This is a genomic window from Photobacterium sp. CCB-ST2H9 (genome assembly GCF_023151555.2).
Lineage (GTDB): Bacteria > Pseudomonadota > Gammaproteobacteria > Enterobacterales > Vibrionaceae > Photobacterium.
On sequence record NZ_CP100425.1, the window covers coordinates 313,316 to 333,571 of the forward strand.

Below are 20,256 nucleotides of genomic sequence, written 5' to 3' on the forward strand. Positions count from 1 at the left end.
GGCAGATGCCTGCCTTACCCTGATTGAAGAACGGTCAGCCCCGAATCTGTAATGCCAGGTTGTCCGCTTCCAGCCGCTGACAATACTGACCCAGGTTATCGGCGGGTGGCGGCAGAGCCGCTCTGGGTTGCTGAGCCTGATGATTCAGGCAGCTAATCAGATCCTGCTGCTGGTTCTGCTCCAGCATGAGTTCAAAGTCGATCATCTGCTGATAGCCCGCAGAGTCCAGCTGGGGTTTCAGATTGCGGCGTAACTGACGATAAGCCGTCAGTTGTGTTTCGGTTGCAGCCAGAGCCTGCTCCAGCTGGCGGATTTCAGTTGCCGACAGGGCGTACTGCTGGGTATCGAGCCAGTGCAGCAGCAGCGCCAGATTGACGTTTCCCTGAAATTCGTCCTGCAGTTGCAGGCATGCCTGGCTGACGCCTTCTAAGCTGTAGTGCTGGAGGCAGAAGCGCCAGAATAAATCGGCCTGAAAGCCTTGAACCCTCGGGTGATCAGTTGCTGACATTGAATTCCTGCTCCATGCTTTCAAGTTGCTCCTGCAATTCCATCCATGCCATTTCGACGTCTTCCAGCTCATTTTTGGCCTGGCTCTGCGTCTGCAGTGCCTGATTCAGCCGCACCTTGTTTTCGGCTTCGTAAATACTGCCATCGGAGAGTGCCGCTTCAGCCTGAGCCAGAGTCTGGCTCAGTTTCTCCATCTGAGTATCCAGTTTCTCAATCTGTTTCCGCAGCGGTGCGGTCTGTTTGCGGAATTCGGCTTCCAGACGTTTTTGTTCTTTGCGGGAGGCAGCACTGTTGTCCTTGCTGGCTGATTCCGGCTTGGTGGCCTGTTGTTCCCGGCGCTCGTTACGTTGCTGTTCGGTCAGCCATTTGTGGTAATCGTTGAGGTCGCCGTCGAATGGCTCAACCTTGCGGTCATGGACCAGATACAAATCATCGGTCGTCGCCCGCAGCAGGTAACGGTCGTGACTGACGATTACCATCGCACCTTCGAAGGACTGCAATGCCAGTGTCAGTGCCTGACGCATGTCAAGATCCAGGTGGTTGGTCGGTTCGTCAAGCAGCAGCAGGTTCGGACGTTGCCAGACAATCAGTGCCAGCACCAGACGGGCTTTCTCTCCGCCGGAAAACGGGCCGACCAGGTCCAGCGCTTTGTCGCCTTTAAAACCGAAGCTGCCGAGGTAATCACGCAGCTGCTGCTCAGTGGATTCCGGGGCCAGACGACTCATATGCTGCAGCGGCGTTTCGTCCAGTCGCAGGGTTTCCAGCTGATGCTGGGCAAAATAGCCAATTTTCACGCCCTGTGAGTAGGTCAGATCACCGGCCTGAGGCGCCAGCTCGGCAGACAGCAGTTTGATCAGGGTTGATTTACCGGCACCGTTCCGGCCCAGCAGACCAATCCGGCTGCCCGGCACCAGATTGAGACGAATTTTGTCGAGGATTTGGACTTCTCCGTAACCGGCGGCCACCTGATCCATCATGATGATTGGATTGGGCAGACTGTCCGGCTCGCGGAATTCGAAGTTGAATGGGTTATCAAACTGAGCCGGCAGTACCTTTTCCATGCGCTCCAGTGCCTTAATCCGGCTCTGAGCCTGGCGGGCTTTGCTGGCTTTATACCGGAAGCGGTCGATATAGGATTGCATGTGCGCCATTTGTTTCTGCTGTTTCTGGAACATCGACTGTTGCAGGATCAGCTTTTCGGCGCGCTGGTTTTCAAACGACGAGTAGTTGCCCGTGTATTCGTTCAGGTGCTGGTTTTCGACATGGATGATCCGTCCGACCACAGGATCGAGGAAATCGCGGTCGTGGGAAATCAGAACCAGCGTCCCCCGGTAGTTCTGGAGCCATTTTTCCAGCCAGAGAACTGCATCCAGATCCAGGTGGTTGGTCGGTTCGTCGAGCAGCAGCAGATCAGAGCGGCACAGCAGGGCCTGAGCCAGGTTGAGACGCATCCGCCAGCCACCGGAGAACTGCGTCAGATTCCAGCTCATCTGCTCCTGTGAGAATCCGAGGCCATCCAGCAGTTCGGAGGCCCGGGCTTTAATGCTGTAGCCGCCAATGGCATCCAGTTGGTCGTGCAGCAGGGCAACTTTGTTGCCGTCATCGACCTGTTCGGCAGCCAGTAAGGCTTGCTCCAGCTGACGGTATTCACGATCGCCGTCGATGACATAGTCCAGGGCGGTCCGTTCCAGAGCCGGGGTTTCCTGCGCCACCCAGGCCAGTTCCCAGTGCGACGGGACGGAATGCTGACCGGCATCAACACTCAGTTCGCCTTTGATCAGGGCAAACAGGGTGGATTTACCGCAGCCATTCTTGCCAACCAGGCCGACTTTATCGCCCGGATGAATGGTGGCCGTTGCTTGATCCAGCAGGACGTTGCCGCCCCGGAGCAATTGAATATCAGAAAAAGTGATCATTGCCTGTTACTACCGGCTGTTGCCGCTCCACAACAAATAGGTGACTGGTGCGGGAGTCTATAACAATCTGCGTTGAACTGCGAACAGGTGCAGGGGGTGCCGGGAAAGGATTCATATTTTTGCCGTTGAAATCTCAGGAACAAAGCGATCCACACGGCGGCAGAATTCGGTATGATGCTTTGATGAGTCCTGTCAGTCCGGCTCATGCGGTGACTCAGGGAAATGAGGAAAAGGCCTATGGAACAAGCCCCACCACGTATTCTTCTTATTTATGCGCATCCGGATCCGGATGCTTCCGTGGCGAACAAAGCCATGCTGTCTGCCGTGGCAAATCTGCCTCACGTGACCTTTCACGACCTCTACGGCAAGTACCCAGATTTTTTTATTGATGCGGCCTGTGAACGGGAATTAGTCAGTCAGCATGACATGCTGGTTTTTCAGCACCCGCTTTATATGTATTCCTGCCCGGCTTTGCTCAAAGAGTGGATAGATGTGGTGCTGAGTAAAGGCTTTGCCCACGGAGAAGGGACGGGGACCAAAGGCAAGTACTGGCGCTCGGTGATCACCACCGGCGGAGCTGCGGAAGCTTACACACCGGATGGGTATAACCGCTGCAGCGTGGCTGAGATTTTGAAGCCTTTTGAGCTGACGGCTGAGCTGTGCCAGATGCACTGGCTCCCGCCTCTGGTGCTCCACTGGGCACGGCGCATCCCGGATGCAGAGCGTCGGGCGCATGCACAACACTACCGGGAGTGGCTGATGTTACCTCTGGCAGAAGCAAGTCAGGAGGGGAAACATGGCGTCTGATGTATTAACCAGCAGTGTTGTGTTCTTGGCGGCGGCTGTGGTTGCAGTTCCGGTGGCCCAACGACTCGGGCTGGGGTCGGTACTCGGGTATCTGCTGGCCGGGATTGGCATCGGCCCCTGGGGGCTGGGACTGATCAATGATGTCGAGGCGGTTCTGCATTTTTCAGAATTCGGTGTGGTTTTGCTGCTGTTTCTGATCGGTCTGGAACTGAACCCAGGCAAACTGTGGCAGATGCGCCAGCCGATCCTTGGTCTGGGCGGCAGTCAGGTCGTACTGACCAGCCTGGTCATTGCCACGGTTGTGCTGTTGTGTGAGCAGTTCATCGGGAATCTGGACTGGCGGGTGGCGCTGGTGATTGGGATGGGCTTGGCCCTGTCTTCAACGGCGATTGCCCTTCGGGTGATAGAAGAGCAGGGGATCGGACGTTCGGATACTGGTCAGTCCGGCTTTGCCGTGCTGCTTTTTCAGGATATTGCCGTGATCCCGATGCTGGCTTTTCTGCCCTTACTGGCGGGAAGCGAGGGCGGCAACTGGCTGGATCTGGTCGCCATGGTGGCGGGAATCGCTGTGCTGCTGGTGGGCGGCCATTTCCTGTTACGACCGCTGTTTCGCTGGGTCGTGATGTCCGGGGTTCGGGAACTGTTCACCGTGACAGCGCTGCTGCTGGTTATTGGGATCGCGCTGGGCATGGAAACGCTGGGTCTGTCGATGGCACTGGGAACTTTTCTGGCGGGCGTGCTGCTGGCTGAGAGCGAGTACCGCCATGAGCTGGAGATCGCCATAGAGCCGTTTAAGGGACTGCTGCTCGGCCTGTTTTTTATCTCAGTCGGCATGGCGGTGAATCTGGGACTGTTGCTGGATTACCCCCTGCAGATCCTGGCGGCGGTTGTCGCACTGGTAGTGGTAAAAGGACTGCTGCTGTATCTGCTTGCGCGTTTGTTTGGCATTCAGGCCAAATCCCGCAGCCAGATGGCGGCTATTCTCAGTCAGGGAGGCGAGTTTGCATTCGTGCTGTTCACGGCGGCCCAAAGTGAGGGATTGCTCAATGCAGAGCTGACCGGTTTTTTGCTGGTGGTGGTCAGCCTGTCGATGATGACCACGCCGCTGGTGCTGCGTTTACAGGACAAATGGTTCGTCCGTACCTTTCAGGCTGAGGCGGGGGATGAACCTGAATCAGATGTGATTGATCGGGAACCCAGGGTGATCATTACCGGGTTTGGCCGTTTCGGGCAGGTGGTAGGACGGCTGTTGTTCGCCAATAAAATCCGGGTGACGATTCTGGAACGGGATCCCGGTCAGATCCAGTTTCTGCGCAAGTTCGGCTATAAGGTGTATTATGGCGACGCCAGCCAGCTTGACCTGCTGCGTGCCGCCGGAGCCGAGAAAGCGGAAGCCATTATTATCTGCACCGACAGTCCGGAGGAGGTGATGCAGGTGGTGGCAATTTGCCAGCAGCACTTTCCACGTCTGAAGATTCTGGCCCGGGCCCGCAGTCGGGTGGAAGCGCACCAACTGCTTAGCCACGGTGTTGATATGTTCTCCCGGGAAACCTTTGCCGGTGCGCTGGATTTAGGTCGTCAGGCACTGGTGGCACTGGGAATGCACCCATATAAGGCCAAGCGGGCTGAGGCACATTTCCGGAAACTGGATACCACCGCTTTACGGGATTTGTTGCCGCAGCATTCGGAAGATGTGCACCTGGCAACCCGGGCAAAAGAAGCCCGCAAAGAGCTGGAAGAGATTTTTGACCGCGAGATGCGCGGTGAGCGTGAGCGGCATAACGGCTGGGACTGACCCGCCGTAAATTGAGACTATCCCAGGCAGTACAGGAAGGGAGTTATGACCAAGAAACGATTTATCGCCGGTGCGGTGTGCCCGGCCTGTCAGCAGCAGGACACGTTACGCTGGTGGCTGGAAAATGAGGTGGAGAAAGTCGAATGTGTCGCTTGTCACCACACGGATACCCGCCTGCCGAAATCTGTTGAATACAGTAAACATGTGGCCGGAACGGCTCAGGAACAAGTGATCGGGATTTTTAAGCCGGAATGAATCCCGGCCGAATGTTTCGATCAGTATTGGCGTCTGGCAGGGCAGATCCGGTATGATTACAGGTTAAATCCCCTGCTCAAATTCGGAGTAAACATGAAAGTCGCTAAAGACACCGTAGTAAGCCTGGCTTACCAAGTGAAAACCGAAGAAGGTATTGTCGTTGATCAGTCAACCACAGATGCGCCGCTGGATTACCTGCACGGCCACAACAACCTGATCATCGGTCTGGAAAAAGCTCTGGAAGGCCGTGCAGTTGGCGATAAGTTCGAAGTGACTGTGGCACCGGAAGAAGCATACGGCGAGCACCATGCAGAAATGGTTCAGCGCGTTCCGGCTGAAGTGTTCCAGGGTGTGGACGAAATTACCGTTGGCATGCGTTTCCTGGCAGATACCGATCAGGGTCCAATCCCGGTAGAAGTGACTGAAGTTGACGGCGACGAAGTTGTTGTTGATGGTAACCACATGCTGGCGGGCCAGACACTGACGTTTGATGTGGAAATTGTTGCGACTCGTGCTGCAACGGAAGAAGAAATTTCTCACGGCCATATTCATCAGGCGGGCGGTTGTGGACACGACCACGACCATGATCACGACCATGAAGGTGGTTGTTGCGGACATGACCACTAAGTCATGACGGCAAAACGGGAAGCGCAAGCTTCCCGTTTTTGTATCAACATTTTCCCCTCAGTAGTGAGGGGGTGGTGTTTCTTCGCTTTCACTGGCGATATTGGAAACCTGGCCTGACTTCACTTTGCCTACCAGATAGCGCATCTGGACCTGCATTTTATCGATCAGAAACTGCTGCTGTGTCAGCGCGTCATTGAGCTCTTCAATCGTCTGCTCCTGAAAAGCCTGTTTCATTTCCAGCTCATCTATCTGAGCCTGTAGCTTTTTTACAATGTCTGTCATGGTTGATGATCATCGGTCATTCGGGACGGTGCCAATCCTGAGCAATGCCGGCTGAGCTGCCTGAGCGGACATCGCCGAGTGGCGTAATGGCCACATCATACACCACCGCTGACCCCGGGCGCTCGTTTTCTTGTGTGGCCGCTTGCCAGTAGCCCTGTCTGTTGCCAGTCACGGTGCTCCACAGTTCAACCCGGCGGGAGGGCGTGCCGGTAGCCAGTTGCAAGCCATCATCAGAAAAGCGGGCACTGGAGAAGTTTTGTTGCCTCAGACGAATGTTCAGAGAAGCTTGTTTCTGCCCGTTCGTTAAATTCCAGATAAACGCCTCGTTGCCGCTGTCGGCTGTCATTGCCAGCTTGCCGTCTCGCTGCAGGCTCACCTGATTGACCCGCATCGTGTGTTCAAACTGATATAAAATCTGACCGGTTTGGGTATCCCAGAGAAAAGCACGTTTGTCATCACCGCCGGAGAGGGCGTAGTGGCCATTCGGCGAAATGGCTACAGAATTCACTTTTTCCCGGTGGGCGAGGAACTCCAGCCGTCTTCCGTTGCCCAAGTCGACGTACAGTGCTTTGCCGTTTGACAGGGCCAGCAGCACCTGCTTGCCGTCATTGGCGATTGTTGCATCCCGGATGATGCCGTCGGAGATCGACCAGAGTCCCTGAGCCTGTCCCCAGGCCAGATCCCAGATTGCAAAGTTCTGTGCTGTTGCGGTGATCGCGTAGCGGTGATTGTCAGAAATATCACTATTTGTCACGGTTGTGTGATGTGGATCTTGAGAACCTAAACTCGCTAACTTTTTGTTTTGCTGTAGATCCCAGAGCACGATACCTTGTTGGGCTGAATAAAATAAGGCAAAGCGGCCATCCCTGCTCAGACTGAAAGCGGTTGCGCCTTGCGGTGCCAGATCCCAGCGCTGACGTTCGGGACCTGAAATATCGCAACCTGAGACAGAGATCAGGGTCAGAATGATAATGGCTGCTATAAAAATGTGACGCATGTGCTGACTTTCCGTGTTTCGGCCGCTTTTGCCCGGTGTTGATCCCATTGAAACCCGGGTGTTATCACCAACGGCAAGAAAAAAGTTGGTATTAGTATATTGATATGGCATGGTTTTAACACAACTGTGAAAAATTATGCATAAAGTTAAGAGCTTAGCCTCTGGAAAAATGGAGAGAGAGATGAAACCAGTTCTGAAAGTGTCTTTACTGGCAGCAACCATTCTGCTGGCAGTAGGTTGTCAGGATGAGAAAACCTCGGCACCTGCAGAAAAAGCAGAGTCAGCTGCTCAGGTTGAGCAGACTGCAGCCGAAGCGACAAAAGCGTTTGAATCTGAAGATCAGAAAGCCGCTTACGCAATTGGTGCTTCGCTGGCACAGTACTTGTCTGCAAACCTGGAACAGCAAAAAGAGCTGGGCCTGGAACTGAAAAAAGAAGATGTCCTAGCTGGTGTCAGTGATGTATTCGCCGGCAACAGCCGTCTGAGCCAGGAAGAAACTCAGCAGACGTTGCAGGAACTGGACAAGCGCGTTTCTGATATGATGGCGACGAAAGCCAAAGCAGAAGCTGAAGAAAATGCCAAAACAGGCGATGACTTCCGCGCTGAGTTCGAGAAGCAGGAAGGCGTGAAGAAAACTGAGTCAGGTCTGCTGTATGCAGTAGAAACTGAAGGTCAGGGCGATAAGCCGAAAGCCACCGACACTGTGAAGGTTCACTATAAAGGTACGCTGGTTGACGGGACTGAGTTCGATAGTTCTTACAAGCGTAACCAGCCTGCAACTTTCCCGCTGAATCAGGTGATTCCGGGCTGGACTGAAGGCGTTCAGCTGATGCCTGTCGGTTCTAAGTTCAAGTTTGTGATTCCGCCTGAGCTGGCATACGGCTCTCAGGCTAACCCAAGCATTCCTGCAAACTCAACGCTGGTATTTGAAGTTGAACTGCTGGATATCGTGAAGGCCAAGAAAGACGCTGACGACGAGTAATCGTCCATTGTCTGCAATTTCCAAAAGCCCGGCTATAAGCCGGGCTTTTTTATTACTTCAGTCTGGTTTCTGTCCTGTTTTGTGCGTTGCAAATTTCATTTTGTGAAGACCTGTATTCATATTCTGATAAACTTGCAAGCAAGAATTGAATTTTTCCCCGTTTCGTTGAAATGCAGGATTGCCTGTAAAACCGGGTCACGGGAATGAGCAAGGAAGACAGGAAAGTGGTATCAGCAGATAACTTTGGCACTGAAGTCATGGTGGAAAGTGACTTAATTGAAACCCGAACGTTTACCGAACATGACTTTACCATTTTACGTTCATATGAAGCCGTCGTTGATGGCCTGGCCGCACTGATCGGCCCGTTCTGTGAAATTGTGCTGCACTCGCTGGCAGACCTGAATACTTCGGCGATCAAAATTGCCAATGGTGAAAACACCGGCCGTAAGGTGGGATCGCCCATCACGGATCTTGCCCTGCGAATGTTGCGAGATATTGAAGGGTCGGAACGTAATTTTTCCCGTGCCTATTTTACGCGTGCCAAGGGTGGGGCTCTGATGAAGTCCATCACCATCGCTATCCGTAATGCCGATGACAATATCATTGGTCTGCTGTGTATTAACGTGAATCTGGATGCGCCTTTCTCTCAGATCCTGCAATCTTTCATGCCGACCGATGAAGCTAAACAGGCGGCATCCAGTGTGAATTTTGCCAGTGATGTGGATGAGCTGGTGGATCAGACGGTTGAACGCACGATTGAAGAAATCAATGCAGACAAGAACGTGTCGAACAATGCGAAAAACCGTCAGATCGTGATGGAGCTGTACGATAAAGGTATCTTTGATATTAAAGATGCGATTAACCGTGTGGCCGATCGTCTGAATATTTCCAAACATACCGTGTATCTCTACATTCGGCAGCGTAAAACCGAGGATGGCGAAAAATGAGCCTGACTTTTGCGCTGGTGGTGGATGGCCCGGCCTACGGGACACAGAACGCCAGAAGCGCATTGCAGTTTGCACAGGCAGTGATTGCAGCCGGCCATCAGTTACAGCGGGTGTTTTTCTATCAGGACGGGGTTCACAACGGCTCTGTTCTGGTCTCACCGGCTTCGGACGAGTTTGATTTGCTGGCAGCCTGGCAGCAACTGGGCCGTGAACATGAGGTTGAACTGCAAACCTGTGTGGCTGCGGCACTTCGGCGGGGCGTTGTCAGTGAGCAGGAAGCCAGTCAAAACACGCTGCCCGGCAACAATCTTGCCGACGGCTTCGAACAGGCGGGGTTGGGTGGCCTGGCAGAAGTGCTGCTGAGTGCTGATCGCGTCATTCAGTTTTAATCAATTCGGAAATCCTTATGTCGATTGGGTTCGTTTTTCGTTCCGTCCCCCATGGCAGTAACAGCGGCCGGGAAGGGCTGGATGCTGTGCTGGCAACCTCTGCTTACAGTGAAGAAATCCAGCTATTCTTTATCGGGGATGGGGTCTGGCAATTATTAAAAGGGCAGCAGGGCGACCAGGTTCTGAGCCGTGAATACAGTGTCGCGTTCAAGATGCTGTCCCTCTATGACATTGAAGACATCTGGGTTTGCGGCGAATCGCTGTCAAAGCGCGGACTGTCGGCGGATGATTTGCTGATTGACGCTGAAGTTCTGGGCCGCGATGAATTCAGTCACAGGCTGCATCGCTGTCAGAAATTACTGAGTTATTAACCCGCAACCTGCCAACGGGGCGATTTATGCTACACATGGTCTTTTCCTCTCCTTTTCAAAATCGCGCTTTACAGCAATGTGCTGAACAGCTCCTGCCGGGCGATGATGTTTTGTTGTTGCAGGATGCGGCAGTGGCTGCCGTGTCACCGGGTCAGCTGGATCAGGTGCTGAGTCAGGGTGCGTCAGTGTATGTGCTGGAAGCGGATCTGCTGGCCCGGGGGCTGGCAGGGCGCACGTCCTCTGAAGTCGAAGTGATCGATCACAATCAATTTGTCGAGCTGACGATCAGCCATCCGAACAGCATGAAATGGGCATAGTGACGGGTGATGAAAAAGAGAACAGACCAGTGAAAAGCAGTGATTAAGAAATGATCATTGCTGTGATCGCTGTATATATCTTGACACCTTATAGTCCGACGCCTAAAATTTCGCGTCCTCCTGTTGTTGGGAGGCGGATTTTTCACCTTTACGAAAGTAAATAATCAGGAGCTATTTAATGGCAACTATTAACCAGCTGGTACGCAAACCACGTGCAAAGCAAGTTGTTAAAAGCAACGTGCCTGCGCTAGAAGCGTGTCCACAAAAGCGTGGTGTATGTACTCGTGTATACACTACTACTCCAAAAAAACCAAACTCCGCACTGCGTAAAGTATGTCGTGTACGTCTGACCAACGGTTTTGAAGTTACTTCATACATCGGTGGTGAAGGTCACAACCTGCAAGAGCACAGTGTTGTTCTGATCCGTGGTGGTCGTGTTAAAGACCTTCCGGGTGTGCGTTACCACACTGTTCGTGGTGCACTTGACTGTGCAGGCGTTAACGACCGTAAACAAGGTCGTTCTAAGTACGGTGTGAAGCGTCCTAAGTCTTAATGGAATCCGTTAAGTAAGGCCAAACACTAAATTAACTGTAATTTTGAAAAAACTGAAAAGTTTTGGATAAAACCTGAAGAAGACAACGGAGAATTTCCATGCCACGTCGTCGCGTAATTGGTCAGCGTAAGATCCTTCCAGATCCTAAATTCAAATCTGAATTGCTGGCAAAATTCGTCAACATCCTGATGGTTGACGGTAAGAAATCTACTGCAGAGAAAATTGTTTACACTGCACTGGATACTATGGCTGAGCGCTCTGGTGAAGAGCACCTGGCTATTTTTGAAAAAGCTCTTGAAAACGTTCGCCCAGCGGTAGAGGTTAAATCTCGCCGTGTAGGTGGTTCAACTTACCAGGTACCAGTAGAAGTACGTCCAGTACGTCGTAATGCTCTGGCTATGCGTTGGTTGGTTGAAGCTGCGCGTAAGCGTGGTGAAAAATCTATGGCTGCTCGTCTGGCTGCTGAAATGCTGGACGCATCCGACAACAAAGGTTCTGCTGTTAAGAAACGTGAAGACGTTCACCGTATGGCAGAAGCGAACAAAGCGTTCGCACACTACCGCTGGTAATTTCGTTATTAGCGACTGGGCGCAGCAGGCTTGGCCTGCTGCGCCCATACCATTTTCTAAGGATAACCTTAGTAAGAGGATTCAATCGTGGCTCGCAAAACTCCTATCGAGCGTTACCGTAACATCGGTATCTGTGCTCACGTAGACGCCGGGAAAACAACCACGACCGAGCGTATCCTGTTCTATACAGGTCTTTCCCACAAAATTGGTGAAGTACACGACGGTGCCGCTACCATGGACTGGATGGAGCAGGAGCAGGAGCGTGGGATTACCATCACCTCTGCTGCCACTACAACCTTCTGGCGTGGTATGGATGCTCAGTTCCCAGAGCACCGCATCAATATTATCGACACCCCAGGACACGTTGATTTCACTATCGAAGTAGAGCGTTCTCTGCGCGTACTTGATGGTGCAGTGGTTGTTTTCTGTGGTTCATCAGGTGTCGAACCGCAGTCTGAAACCGTATGGCGTCAGGCTGATAAATACGAAGTACCCCGTATGGTCTTCGTGAACAAGATGGACCGTGCAGGCGCAGACTTCCTGCGCGTGATTGATCAAATCAAACACCGTCTTGGCGCAAATCCGGTACCAATTCAATTGAACATTGGTGCGGAAGAAGAATTCAAAGGTGTGATCGACCTGATTAAAATGAAAGCGATCAACTGGAATGAAGCCGATCAGGGCATGAGCTTCTCTTATGAAGACATTCCAGCCGACATGCAGGAACTGGCCGAAGAATGGCACACAAACCTGGTTGAAGCGGCAGCTGAAGCGTCTGAAGAGCTGATGGATAAGTACCTGGAAGAAGGGAACCTGTCAGAAGATGACATCAAAGCCGGCTTGCGCCAGCGTACGCTGAATAATGAAATTGTTCTGGCGACCTGTGGTTCTGCATTTAAGAACAAAGGTGTGCAGGCTGTCCTGGATGCCGTCGTTGAATTCCTGCCATCACCGACGGAAGTCAAAGCAATCCGTGGTGAAGACATGGATGGTAACGAAGTGATCCGCCATTCCAGCGACGAAGAACCGTTTGCTGCGCTGGCATTCAAGATCGCAACGGACCCGTTTGTGGGCACCCTGACATTTATGCGTGTCTATTCCGGTGTTGTGAATTCAGGCGATACCGTCTACAACACGGTAAAAGATAAGCGTGAACGTTTCGGGCGTATCGTACAGATGCACTCGAATAAACGTGAAGAAATCAAAGAAGTTCGAGCTGGCGACATCGCGGCAGCAATCGGTCTGAAAAATGTGACGACGGGTGACACCCTGTGCGATCAGGATCATAAAGTGGTTCTGGAACGTATGGATTTCCCAGAGCCGGTTATTCAGATTGCTGTTGAACCAAGGTCGAAAGCTGACCAGGAAAAAATGGGTATTGCGCTGGGTAAGCTGGCTGCAGAAGACCCATCTTTCCGGGTGGAAACGGATGAAGAATCTGGCCAGACCCTGATCTCAGGGATGGGCGAGCTTCATCTGGATATCATCGTTGACCGTATGAAGCGTGAGTTCAGCGTTGAATGTAACGTTGGTAAACCTCAGGTTGCTTACCGTGAAACTATCCGTGGTAAGACGGAAGTTGAAGGTAAGTTCGTACGTCAATCTGGTGGTCGCGGCCAGTACGGTCACGTATGGCTGAAGATTGAACCTTCTGAGCCGAATGCCGGTTTTGTCTTCGTTGACGAAGTCGTTGGCGGTGTGATTCCGAGAGAATATATCGGAGCCGTGGCGAAAGGTATCGAAGAGCAGATGAAAAATGGTGTGCTTGCCGGTTATCCGGTACTGGACGTCAAAGCGACGCTGTTCGATGGTTCATACCACGATGTTGACTCGAGCGAAATGGCGTTTAAGATCGCCGGTTCTATGGCGTTCAGGAAGGGTGCACTTGATGCTCAACCTGTCATTCTTGAACCTATGATGAAAGTTGAAGTAACCACTCCGGAAGACTGGATGGGTGATGTTGTTGGTGACCTGAACCGTCGTCGCGGCATCATCGGTGGTATGGATGAAGGTCCGGCCGGACTGAAGATTATCCGTGCGCAAGTTCCGCTTTCAGAAATGTTTGGTTACGCAACGGATCTTCGTTCTGCTACGCAAGGCCGCGCATCCTATTCGATGGAGTTCAGCGAATATGCTGAAGTTCCGAAGAATATCGCCGACGGTATCGTCGCTGAGCGCGGTTAAACATCAGCAGAAATATTGCGTCCGCTTCGGTTGGCGCATAAAATACAACTTCTGACGCGTCCCGCCAGTCAGCGGGGCGAATCACAACTAGGAAGGAACACGATCGTGTCTAAAGAAAAATTTGAACGTACGAAACCGCACGTTAACGTTGGTACTATCGGCCACGTTGACCACGGTAAAACTACTCTGACTGCTGCAATCTGTACTGTACTGTCTAAAAAATACGGCGGTTCAGCGCGTGACTTCGCATCTATCGATAACGCGCCAGAAGAGCGTGAGCGTGGTATCACAATCTCTACTTCTCACGTAGAGTACGATACTCCGACTCGCCACTACGCGCACGTTGATTGCCCAGGACACGCCGACTACGTGAAAAACATGATCACCGGTGCTGCTCAGATGGACGGTGGTATCCTGGTTGTTGCTGCGACTGATGGCCCAATGCCACAGACTCGTGAGCACATCCTGCTGGGTCGTCAGGTTGGTATCCCTTACATTCTTGTTTTCATGAACAAGTGTGACATGGTTGATGACGAAGAGCTGCTGGAGCTGGTTGAGATGGAAGTTCGTGAACTTCTGTCTGAGTACGACTTCCCAGGCGACGACTGCCCAGTCATTATGGGTTCTGCTCTGGGCGCGCTGAATGGCGAAGCTCAGTGGGAAGAGAAAATCGTTGAGCTGGCTGAAGCACTGGATTCTTACATCCCAGAGCCAGAGCGTGCTATCGACAAGCCGTTCATCCTGCCAATCGAAGACGTATTCTCAATCCAGGGCCGTGGTACTGTTGTAACTGGTCGTGTTGAGCAAGGTATCGTTCGCGTAGGTGACGAAGTTGCTATCGTAGGTATCAAAGACACCGTCACTACTACTTGTACTGGTGTTGAGATGTTCCGTAAGCTTCTGGACGAAGGCCGTGCTGGTGAGAACGTTGGTGTTCTGCTGCGTGGTACTAAGCGTGACGAAGTTGAGCGTGGTCAAGTTCTGGCTAAGCCTGGTTCAATCACTCCACACACAACTTTCGAGTCAGAAGTATACGTTCTGTCTAAAGACGAAGGCGGCCGTCATACTCCGTTCTTCAAAGGCTACCGTCCACAGTTCTACTTCCGTACAACTGACGTGACCGGTACTATCGAACTGCCAGAAGGCGTTGAGATGGTTATGCCAGGTGACAACATCAAGATGGTTGTTACTCTGATCGCACCTATCGCAATGGACGAAGGTCTGCGCTTCGCAATCCGTGAAGGTGGCCGTACCGTTGGTGCTGGTGTTGTTGCTAAGATCGTTGCTTAATTAGCAAAGATTGAATCAACAATAAAAAGGGAGCTTCGGCTCCCTTTTTTGTATCTTGCGGGCATGTCTTACAGAGTCCGTCTTATCGTAATATCCTAACTTCTTCACTTTTATACTTATTCTTTCCAAGCATTTTTGTGCATCTTTGATAACAAATTCATCTAGCGGAGCAACGGGCTAGAAGTGGTAATGCTAACAGTTCTCGTTTATATTTGAGGCAGACTGAGATGTAGAGAGTTGTTATGTACGTTTGCCTGTGCCACGGAATTTCCGACAAAAAAATTGTCAAGCTCGTTGAAGAAGAGGGTGTTTCGGATATCCGTGGGATTAAAGCGATCACCCCGCTTGGTTCTCAATGTGGTAAATGTATCCGCCAGGCAAAAAGTATCATCCAGCATGTCGTCTTAGAGCGGGATACCTCCCAGGATATATCAGTCATTGATATCACTGAGATTGCCCTCAAAAAAGCGAGTTAGGAAAATCTGTTTCCACTCTCTTTTGACACACTTCGGATCGGTTCTAAGCTTATAGGAACCGAGAGAGGAGTGTTCGCTAATGAAAGCCGATCCCAAAATCATTCAGCACCTCAATAAGGTATTGGGGAATGAACTGGTTGCCATTAATCAATATTTTCTCCACGCCCGTATGTACAAAGATTGGGGCCTGAAGCACCTTGCTGACAAGGAATACCACGAATCAATCGATGAAATGAATCATGCAGATCACCTGATCGAGCGGATTCTGTTTTTAGAAGGTGTGCCCAATCTGCAGGATTTGGGTAAGCTGCGTATTGGTGAAGATACCAAGGAAATGCTTGAGTGTGACCTTTCCCTGGAGATGGATGCGATTCCGGATTTACGCGATGCCATTCAATATGCTGAAGAAGTGAGAGATTACGTCTCCAGAGATTTATTCCAGGACATCCTGGAAGATGAAGAGGAGCATGTTGACTGGCTTGAAACCCAGCTTGGCTTGATCGAGCGAATGGGAATTAACAATTACAATCAGGCGCAGATTGTAGACGAAGACTAATCCACGAAGACTAGTCCACACAAACACGTACGGGCCTTCAGCCGACGGACTCGGTTGAAGGCTTTTTTCATTTCATTGCTTAATTTCCCATCGCCCCCTTGCGTTTCATTTCGTGATCGGTATAATCCCCGCACTGTCTCGAGAAGACGGTTGTGAACCAATAAGCGTTGAGGAAGGAATCGGTCTTTAACTGATTCGGTAATGTATACTCTGACTTATGTTCGCAGTCATTAAATTGGCTGACAATGCGCCCAAAAGGGGTGCTACGTTCACATGAATCAATCGGCATTCTCTCGCCTTCGCGAGTCTGAGTGGCGATATTGTTTGTGTAAATTTTTTATAATTGGAGCTCTGTCTCATGCAGAACCAACGTATTCGTATCCGCCTGAAGGCGTTCGATCACCGTCTGATCGATCAGTCTACCGCGGAAATCGTTGAAACAGCTAAGCGTACTGGCGCGCAGGTTCGTGGTCCAATCCCACTGCCTACTCGTAAAGAGCGTTTCACTGTTCTTATTTCTCCACACGTAAATAAGGACGCCCGTGACCAGTACGAAATCCGTACTCACAAGCGCCTTATCGACATCGTTGAGCCAACAGATAAAACTGTTGATGCTCTGATGCGTCTGGATCTAGCTGCTGGCGTTGACGTTCAGATCAGCCTAGGTTAAGGGGAGATAAGAGAATGATTGGTCTAATCGGTCGTAAAGTGGGTATGACCCGCATCTTTACCGAAGATGGCGCTTCTATCCCAGTTACTGTGGTTGAAGTTGAAAATAACCGTGTTACTCAGGTTAAAACTGTAGACACTGATGGTTATAACGCTATCCAGGTAACTGCTGGTTCTAAGAAAGCAAGCCGCGTAAACAAAGCTGAAGCTGGTCACTATGCGAAAGCAGGTGTTGAAGCTGGCCGCGGTCTGTGGGAATTCCGCCTGGACAATGGTGAAGAGTTCGCAGTAGGCGCTGAGCTGAAAGTTGAACTGTTCAACGAAATTAAGAAAGTAGACGTTACTGGCACTTCTAAGGGTAAAGGTTTCCAAGGCGCTGTTAAGCGTTGGAACTTCCGTACTCAAGATATGAGCCACGGTAACTCCTTGTCTCACCGTGCCCCTGGTTCTATCGGTCAATGTCAGACTCCAGGTCGCGTATTTAAAGGCAAGAAAATGGCTGGTCACATGGGTGCTGAGCGTGTAACGACTCAAAACCTTGAGATCGTACGTGTTGACGCTGAGCGCAACCTGCTTCTGATCAAAGGTGCAGTACCAGGCGCAACTGGCGGCAACGTGATCGTAAAACCAGCTGTTAAAGCGTAACGTCGAGGAGTTAGTAATGGAATTGGTAGTCAAAGGCGCTGATGCGCTAACTGTCTCCGAAGCTACTTTTGGGCGTGAGTTCAACGAAGCGCTGGTACACCAAGTAGTTGTTGCTTACGCAGCAGGTGCCCGTCAAGGTACTCGTGCACAAAAGACCCGTTCTGACGTATCTGGTGGCGGTGCTAAGCCATGGCGTCAAAAGGGTACTGGTCGTGCCCGTGCCGGTACTATCCGTAGCCCACTGTGGCGTACAGGTGGTGTAACTTTCGCTGCGCGTCCTCAGGACCACAGCCAGAAAGTTAACAAGAAAATGTACCGCGGTGCGATGAAGTGCATTCTGTCTGAGCTGGTTCGTCAAGAGCGTCTGATCGTTGTTGATAACTTCTCTGTAGAAGCGCCAAAAACTAAAGAGCTGGTTGCCAAGCTGAAAGAGCTGGAACTGAATGATGTTCTGATCGTCACTGGCGAGCTGGACGAGAATCTGTTCCTGGCAGCACGTAACCTGTACAAGGTTGACGTACGTGATGCAGCTGCAATCGACCCAGTAAGCTTGATCGCATTCGACAAAGTAGTGATGACTGCTGCGGCAGTTAAGCAAGTTGAGGAGATGCTGGCATGATCACCGAAGAGCGTATCCTGAAAGTTCTACGTGCTCCGCACATCTCTGAAAAAGCGACCATGGCTGCTGAGAACGGTAACACTATCGTTTTCAAAGTAGCGATGACCGCAACTAAGCGTGAGATCAAAGCGGCAGTTGAGAAACTGTTTGAAGTTGAAGTTAAGTCTGTAAATACTCTGATTGCTAAAGGTAAAACTAAGCGTCAAGGTATGCGCCAAGGCCGTCGTAGCGACTGGAAAAAAGCGTACGTGACCCTGAAAGAAGGTCAAGACATCGACTTCGCTGGTAGTGCAGAGTAAGGCTAGGAGCAAAGAAGAATGGCTATTGTAAAATGTAAGCCGACTTCCCCAGGTCGTCGCCACGTAGTTAAAGTGGTTAACTCTGACCTGCATAAGGGTAAGCCGTACGCACCACTGCTGGAGAAAAACTCTAAGACTGGTGGTCGTAACAATAACGGTCGTATCACTGTTCGTCACATCGGTGGTGGTAACAAACAACATTACCGTCTGATCGACTTTAAGCGTAATAAAGATGGTATCCCAGCGAAAGTTGAGCGTCTGGAATACGATCCAAACCGTAGCGCAAACATCGCGCTGGTTCTGTACGCAGACGGTGAGCGTCGTTACATCATTGCACCAAAAGGCATCCAAGCTGGTGATACTATCCAGTCTGGCGCAGATGCTGCGATCAAGGTAGGTAACACCCTGCCAATGCGCAACATCCCAGTAGGTTCAACTGTACACTGTGTTGAACTGAAGCCTGGTAAAGGTGCTCAGCTGGCTCGTTCAGCTGGTACTTACGCACAAATCGTAGCTCGTGCTGGCGCATACGTAACTATTCGTCTGCGTTCTGGCGAAATGCGTAAAGTTCTTGCCGAAGGTCGTGCGACTCTGGGTGAGGTTGGTAACGGTGAGCACATGCTGCGTGAACTGGGTAAAGCCGGTGCTTCACGTTGGCGCGGTGTTCGTCCAACCGTACGTGGTGTTGTAATGAACCCAATCGACCACCCACACGGTGGTGGTGAAGGTCGTACTTCTGGTGGTCGTCACCCAGTGACGCCATGGGGTGTACCGACTAAGGGTTACAAAACTCGTAAGAACAAACGTACCGACAAGTACATCGTACGTCGTCGTAATAAGTAATTTATATCAGAGGATAAGCCATGCCACGTTCTCTCAAGAAAGGTCCTTTTATTGACCTGCACTTGCTGAAGAAGGTAGAGAAAGCGGTGGAAAGCGGTGACAAGAAGCCTGTTAAGACTTGGTCCCGTCGCTCAATGATCATCCCTCAGATGATCGGTTTGACCATCGCTGTCCATAATGGTCGTCAGCACGTACCAGTTTTCGTTTCTGAAGAAATGATCGGTCACAAGCTGGGCGAGTTTGCACCAACACGTACTTATCGCGGCCACGCTGCAGATAAGAAAGCTAAGAAGCGCTAAGAGGAGTATAGGTAATGGAAGCTATCGCTAAACATCGCTTTGCTCGCATCTCACCGCAGAAAGCTCGTTTGGTTGCAGATCAAGTGCGCGGTAAAACCGTAGCACAAGCACTGGAAATTCTGACTTTCAGCAACAAGAAAGCTGCTGATCTGGTTAAGAAGGTTCTGGAATCTGCTATCGCTAATGCTGAGCACAACGAAGGCGCAGACATCGATGATCTGAATGTTGCGAAAATCTTCGTTGATGAAGGCCCAACCATGAAGCGTATTATGCCTCGTGCTAAAGGCCGTGCCGATCGCATCTTGAAGCGTTCTAGCCACATCACTGTTGTTGTAGCGGATCGCTAAGAGAGTAGGAGACAAAGCAATGGGTCAAAAAGTACATCCTAATGGTATTCGTCTTGGCATCGTGAAGCCTTGGAATACCACTTGGTATGCTAACAGCAACGAATTCGCTGACAACCTAGACGGCGACTTCAAGGTACGTCAATTCCTGACTAAGGAATTAGCAAAAGCGTCTCTGTCTCGCATCGTTATCGAGCGTCCGGCGAAGAGCATCCGTGTGACTATTCACACTGCTCGTCCAGGCGTTGTTATCGGTAAGAAAGGCGAAGACGTAGAAAAACTGCGCGCTCGCGTTGCTAAGATCGCTGGTGTTCCAGCGCAGATCAACATCGCTGAAGTACGTAAGCCAGAGCTGGATGCACAGCTTGTTGGTGACAGCATCGCTTCTCAGCTGGAGCGTCGTGTTATGTTCCGTCGCGCGATGAAGCGTGCGGTACAGAACGCAATGCGTCTGGGTGCCAAGGGTATCAAAGTTGAAGTAAGTGGCCGTCTGGGCGGCGCTGAAATTGCACGTACTGAGTGGTACCGTGAAGGACGTGTGCCTCTGCACACTCTGCGTGCTGACATTGATTACGCGACTTCTTCGGCTCACACCCAATACGGTGTAATTGGTATCAAAACTTGGATCTTCAAAGGCGAAGTTCTGGGTGGCATGCCAGTTGCTGAGCCTAAGGCTGATAACAAGCCTAAGAAGCAACGCAAAGGCCGTAAATAAGGA

At 51.3% G+C, this 20,256-nt stretch carries 27 protein-coding genes; 23 read left to right on the forward strand and 4 right to left on the reverse strand.

Going from position 1 to position 20,256, the window contains the following annotated elements; genetic code table 11:
- Window positions 1-34: 34 nt before the first annotated feature.
- Both L4174_RS01360 and L4174_RS01365 read right to left on the reverse strand, forming a co-directional pair.
- Window positions 35-508: a TIGR02444 family protein gene (locus L4174_RS01360; protein WP_248144392.1), complete on the reverse strand. Its 474-nt coding sequence runs from the start codon at window positions 506-508 to the stop codon at window positions 35-37.
- Window positions 495-2,423, reverse strand: coding sequence for an ABC transporter ATP-binding protein (locus L4174_RS01365; RefSeq protein ID WP_248144391.1), 1,929 nt, complete (start codon window positions 2,421-2,423; stop codon window positions 495-497). The genes L4174_RS01360 and L4174_RS01365 overlap by 14 nt, the downstream gene beginning before the upstream one ends.
- 237 nt (window positions 2,424-2,660) lie before the next feature.
- Here L4174_RS01365 and kefG point away from each other — a divergent pair, with 237 nt between their 5' ends.
- The 4 genes from kefG (at window position 2,661) to slyD (ending at window position 5,907) form a co-directional block, all read left to right on the forward strand.
- Entirely contained in the window at window positions 2,661-3,230 is a 570-nt protein-coding gene (gene kefG, locus L4174_RS01370; RefSeq protein ID WP_248144390.1) for a glutathione-regulated potassium-efflux system ancillary protein KefG, read from the forward strand.
- A complete protein-coding gene (gene kefB, locus L4174_RS01375; RefSeq protein ID WP_248144389.1) occupies window positions 3,220-5,025 on the forward strand; it encodes a glutathione-regulated potassium-efflux system protein KefB in 1,806 nt (601 codons plus the stop codon). The genes kefG and kefB overlap by 11 nt, the downstream gene beginning before the upstream one ends.
- Window positions 5,026-5,070: 45 nt before the next feature.
- Window positions 5,071-5,280: a YheV family putative zinc ribbon protein gene (locus L4174_RS01380; protein WP_248144388.1), complete on the forward strand. Its 210-nt coding sequence runs from the start codon at window positions 5,071-5,073 to the stop codon at window positions 5,278-5,280.
- Between the two features lie 93 nt (window positions 5,281-5,373).
- Complete coding sequence (gene slyD, locus L4174_RS01385; RefSeq protein WP_248144387.1) at window positions 5,374-5,907, forward strand: peptidylprolyl isomerase; 534 nt, start codon at window positions 5,374-5,376, stop codon at window positions 5,905-5,907.
- 57 nt (window positions 5,908-5,964) lie between these two features.
- Here slyD and L4174_RS01390 read toward each other — a convergent pair whose 3' ends face one another.
- Together L4174_RS01390 and L4174_RS01395 are read right to left on the reverse strand one after the other, a co-directional pair.
- The gene (locus tag L4174_RS01390; protein WP_248144386.1) at window positions 5,965-6,189 is read right to left on the reverse strand and encodes a SlyX family protein; all 225 of its coding nucleotides are present in this window, start codon (window positions 6,187-6,189) and stop codon (window positions 5,965-5,967) included.
- 16 nt (window positions 6,190-6,205) lie between these two features.
- Window positions 6,206-7,186, reverse strand: coding sequence for a WD40 repeat domain-containing protein (locus tag L4174_RS01395; protein ID WP_248144385.1), 981 nt, complete (start codon window positions 7,184-7,186; stop codon window positions 6,206-6,208).
- Between the two features lie 181 nt (window positions 7,187-7,367).
- Between L4174_RS01395 and fkpA the strand changes: the two genes are divergently transcribed.
- The 19 genes from fkpA (at window position 7,368) to rpsC (ending at window position 20,253) form a co-directional block, all read left to right on the forward strand.
- The gene (fkpA, locus tag L4174_RS01400) at window positions 7,368-8,168 is read left to right on the forward strand and encodes an FKBP-type peptidyl-prolyl cis-trans isomerase (RefSeq protein ID WP_248144384.1); all 801 of its coding nucleotides are present in this window, start codon (window positions 7,368-7,370) and stop codon (window positions 8,166-8,168) included.
- Between the two features lie 257 nt (window positions 8,169-8,425).
- Entirely contained in the window at window positions 8,426-9,115 is a 690-nt protein-coding gene (locus L4174_RS01405; RefSeq protein WP_371929389.1) for a transcriptional regulator, read from the forward strand.
- Window positions 9,112-9,504, forward strand: coding sequence for a sulfurtransferase complex subunit TusD (gene tusD, locus L4174_RS01410; protein WP_248144382.1), 393 nt, complete (start codon window positions 9,112-9,114; stop codon window positions 9,502-9,504). Before L4174_RS01405 ends, tusD begins: the two co-directional genes overlap by 4 nt.
- Before the next feature lie 17 nt (window positions 9,505-9,521).
- Window positions 9,522-9,875 (forward strand): sulfurtransferase complex subunit TusC, encoded by a 354-nt coding sequence (gene tusC / locus L4174_RS01415; RefSeq protein WP_248144381.1) that lies wholly within the window; start codon window positions 9,522-9,524, stop codon window positions 9,873-9,875.
- A 26-nt stretch (window positions 9,876-9,901) separates the two neighbouring features.
- Window positions 9,902-10,192: a sulfurtransferase complex subunit TusB gene (gene tusB, locus L4174_RS01420; RefSeq protein WP_248144380.1), complete on the forward strand. Its 291-nt coding sequence runs from the start codon at window positions 9,902-9,904 to the stop codon at window positions 10,190-10,192.
- A 178-nt stretch (window positions 10,193-10,370) separates the two neighbouring features.
- Window positions 10,371-10,745 (forward strand): 30S ribosomal protein S12, encoded by a 375-nt coding sequence (gene rpsL / locus L4174_RS01425; RefSeq protein ID WP_004399892.1) that lies wholly within the window; start codon window positions 10,371-10,373, stop codon window positions 10,743-10,745.
- A gap of 98 nt (window positions 10,746-10,843) precedes the next feature.
- Window positions 10,844-11,314: a 30S ribosomal protein S7 gene (gene rpsG / locus L4174_RS01430; RefSeq protein WP_036754546.1), complete on the forward strand. Its 471-nt coding sequence runs from the start codon at window positions 10,844-10,846 to the stop codon at window positions 11,312-11,314.
- Between the two features lie 87 nt (window positions 11,315-11,401).
- Window positions 11,402-13,498, forward strand: a complete 2,097-nt coding sequence (fusA, locus tag L4174_RS01435) for an elongation factor G (protein WP_248144379.1) — start codon at window positions 11,402-11,404, stop codon at window positions 13,496-13,498.
- A 105-nt stretch (window positions 13,499-13,603) separates the two neighbouring features.
- A complete protein-coding gene (tuf, locus tag L4174_RS01440; protein ID WP_254589112.1) occupies window positions 13,604-14,788 on the forward strand; it encodes an elongation factor Tu in 1,185 nt (394 codons plus the stop codon).
- 242 nt (window positions 14,789-15,030) lie between these two features.
- Window positions 15,031-15,264, forward strand: coding sequence for a (2Fe-2S)-binding protein (locus tag L4174_RS01445; protein ID WP_248144377.1), 234 nt, complete (start codon window positions 15,031-15,033; stop codon window positions 15,262-15,264).
- 79 nt (window positions 15,265-15,343) lie between these two features.
- Complete coding sequence (gene bfr, locus L4174_RS01450; protein WP_036751150.1) at window positions 15,344-15,820, forward strand: bacterioferritin; 477 nt, start codon at window positions 15,344-15,346, stop codon at window positions 15,818-15,820.
- Between the two features lie 358 nt (window positions 15,821-16,178).
- Window positions 16,179-16,490, forward strand: a complete 312-nt coding sequence (gene rpsJ, locus L4174_RS01455) for a 30S ribosomal protein S10 (RefSeq protein ID WP_005501283.1) — start codon at window positions 16,179-16,181, stop codon at window positions 16,488-16,490.
- Between the two features lie 14 nt (window positions 16,491-16,504).
- Window positions 16,505-17,134: a 50S ribosomal protein L3 gene (gene rplC, locus L4174_RS01460; RefSeq protein WP_248144376.1), complete on the forward strand. Its 630-nt coding sequence runs from the start codon at window positions 16,505-16,507 to the stop codon at window positions 17,132-17,134.
- A 16-nt stretch (window positions 17,135-17,150) separates the two neighbouring features.
- Entirely contained in the window at window positions 17,151-17,753 is a 603-nt protein-coding gene (gene rplD, locus L4174_RS01465) for a 50S ribosomal protein L4 (protein ID WP_036751143.1), read from the forward strand.
- Window positions 17,750-18,052: a 50S ribosomal protein L23 gene (rplW, locus tag L4174_RS01470; protein WP_036751141.1), complete on the forward strand. Its 303-nt coding sequence runs from the start codon at window positions 17,750-17,752 to the stop codon at window positions 18,050-18,052. Before rplD ends, rplW begins: the two co-directional genes overlap by 4 nt.
- 18 nt (window positions 18,053-18,070) lie before the next feature.
- Window positions 18,071-18,895, forward strand: coding sequence for a 50S ribosomal protein L2 (gene rplB / locus L4174_RS01475; protein ID WP_211646415.1), 825 nt, complete (start codon window positions 18,071-18,073; stop codon window positions 18,893-18,895).
- Window positions 18,896-18,915: 20 nt separating this feature from the next.
- Entirely contained in the window at window positions 18,916-19,194 is a 279-nt protein-coding gene (rpsS, locus tag L4174_RS01480) for a 30S ribosomal protein S19 (RefSeq protein WP_007469141.1), read from the forward strand.
- 14 nt (window positions 19,195-19,208) lie between these two features.
- Complete coding sequence (gene rplV, locus L4174_RS01485) at window positions 19,209-19,541, forward strand: 50S ribosomal protein L22 (protein WP_027251944.1); 333 nt, start codon at window positions 19,209-19,211, stop codon at window positions 19,539-19,541.
- Window positions 19,542-19,560: 19 nt separating this feature from the next.
- Window positions 19,561-20,253: a 30S ribosomal protein S3 gene (gene rpsC, locus L4174_RS01490; protein ID WP_036751135.1), complete on the forward strand. Its 693-nt coding sequence runs from the start codon at window positions 19,561-19,563 to the stop codon at window positions 20,251-20,253.
- The last annotated feature ends 3 nt before the right edge of the window (window positions 20,254-20,256 follow it).

Bases quoted from the DNA above. Each gene is read 5' to 3' on its own strand.
- rplV (WP_027251944.1), top strand. From the start codon at position 19,209: ATGGAAGCTATCGCTAAACATCGCTTTGCTCGCATCTCACCGCAGAAA.
- rpsG (WP_036754546.1), top strand. From the start codon at position 10,844: ATGCCACGTCGTCGCGTAATTGGTCAGCGTAAGATCCTTCCAGATCCT.
- rplB (WP_211646415.1), top strand. From the start codon at position 18,071: ATGGCTATTGTAAAATGTAAGCCGACTTCCCCAGGTCGTCGCCACGTA.
- L4174_RS01405 (WP_371929389.1), top strand. From the start codon at position 8,426: ATGGTGGAAAGTGACTTAATTGAAACCCGAACGTTTACCGAACATGAC.
- rplD (WP_036751143.1), top strand. From the start codon at position 17,151: ATGGAATTGGTAGTCAAAGGCGCTGATGCGCTAACTGTCTCCGAAGCT.
- rpsC (WP_036751135.1), top strand. From the start codon at position 19,561: ATGGGTCAAAAAGTACATCCTAATGGTATTCGTCTTGGCATCGTGAAG.
- L4174_RS01365 (WP_248144391.1), bottom strand. From the start codon at position 2,423: ATGATCACTTTTTCTGATATTCAATTGCTCCGGGGCGGCAACGTCCTG.
- L4174_RS01445 (WP_248144377.1), top strand. From the start codon at position 15,031: ATGTACGTTTGCCTGTGCCACGGAATTTCCGACAAAAAAATTGTCAAG.
- L4174_RS01390 (WP_248144386.1), bottom strand. From the start codon at position 6,189: ATGACAGACATTGTAAAAAAGCTACAGGCTCAGATAGATGAGCTGGAA.
- kefB (WP_248144389.1), top strand. From the start codon at position 3,220: ATGGCGTCTGATGTATTAACCAGCAGTGTTGTGTTCTTGGCGGCGGCT.
- L4174_RS01395 (WP_248144385.1), bottom strand. From the start codon at position 7,186: ATGCGTCACATTTTTATAGCAGCCATTATCATTCTGACCCTGATCTCT.
- L4174_RS01360 (WP_248144392.1), bottom strand. From the start codon at position 508: ATGTCAGCAACTGATCACCCGAGGGTTCAAGGCTTTCAGGCCGATTTA.
- tusC (WP_248144381.1), top strand. From the start codon at position 9,522: ATGTCGATTGGGTTCGTTTTTCGTTCCGTCCCCCATGGCAGTAACAGC.
- tusD (WP_248144382.1), top strand. From the start codon at position 9,112: ATGAGCCTGACTTTTGCGCTGGTGGTGGATGGCCCGGCCTACGGGACA.
- slyD (WP_248144387.1), top strand. From the start codon at position 5,374: ATGAAAGTCGCTAAAGACACCGTAGTAAGCCTGGCTTACCAAGTGAAA.
- rplW (WP_036751141.1), top strand. From the start codon at position 17,750: ATGATCACCGAAGAGCGTATCCTGAAAGTTCTACGTGCTCCGCACATC.
- fkpA (WP_248144384.1), top strand. From the start codon at position 7,368: ATGAAACCAGTTCTGAAAGTGTCTTTACTGGCAGCAACCATTCTGCTG.
- rpsJ (WP_005501283.1), top strand. From the start codon at position 16,179: ATGCAGAACCAACGTATTCGTATCCGCCTGAAGGCGTTCGATCACCGT.
- bfr (WP_036751150.1), top strand. From the start codon at position 15,344: ATGAAAGCCGATCCCAAAATCATTCAGCACCTCAATAAGGTATTGGGG.
- rpsS (WP_007469141.1), top strand. From the start codon at position 18,916: ATGCCACGTTCTCTCAAGAAAGGTCCTTTTATTGACCTGCACTTGCTG.
- L4174_RS01380 (WP_248144388.1), top strand. From the start codon at position 5,071: ATGACCAAGAAACGATTTATCGCCGGTGCGGTGTGCCCGGCCTGTCAG.
- rplC (WP_248144376.1), top strand. From the start codon at position 16,505: ATGATTGGTCTAATCGGTCGTAAAGTGGGTATGACCCGCATCTTTACC.
- rpsL (WP_004399892.1), top strand. From the start codon at position 10,371: ATGGCAACTATTAACCAGCTGGTACGCAAACCACGTGCAAAGCAAGTT.
- tusB (WP_248144380.1), top strand. From the start codon at position 9,902: ATGCTACACATGGTCTTTTCCTCTCCTTTTCAAAATCGCGCTTTACAG.
- kefG (WP_248144390.1), top strand. From the start codon at position 2,661: ATGGAACAAGCCCCACCACGTATTCTTCTTATTTATGCGCATCCGGAT.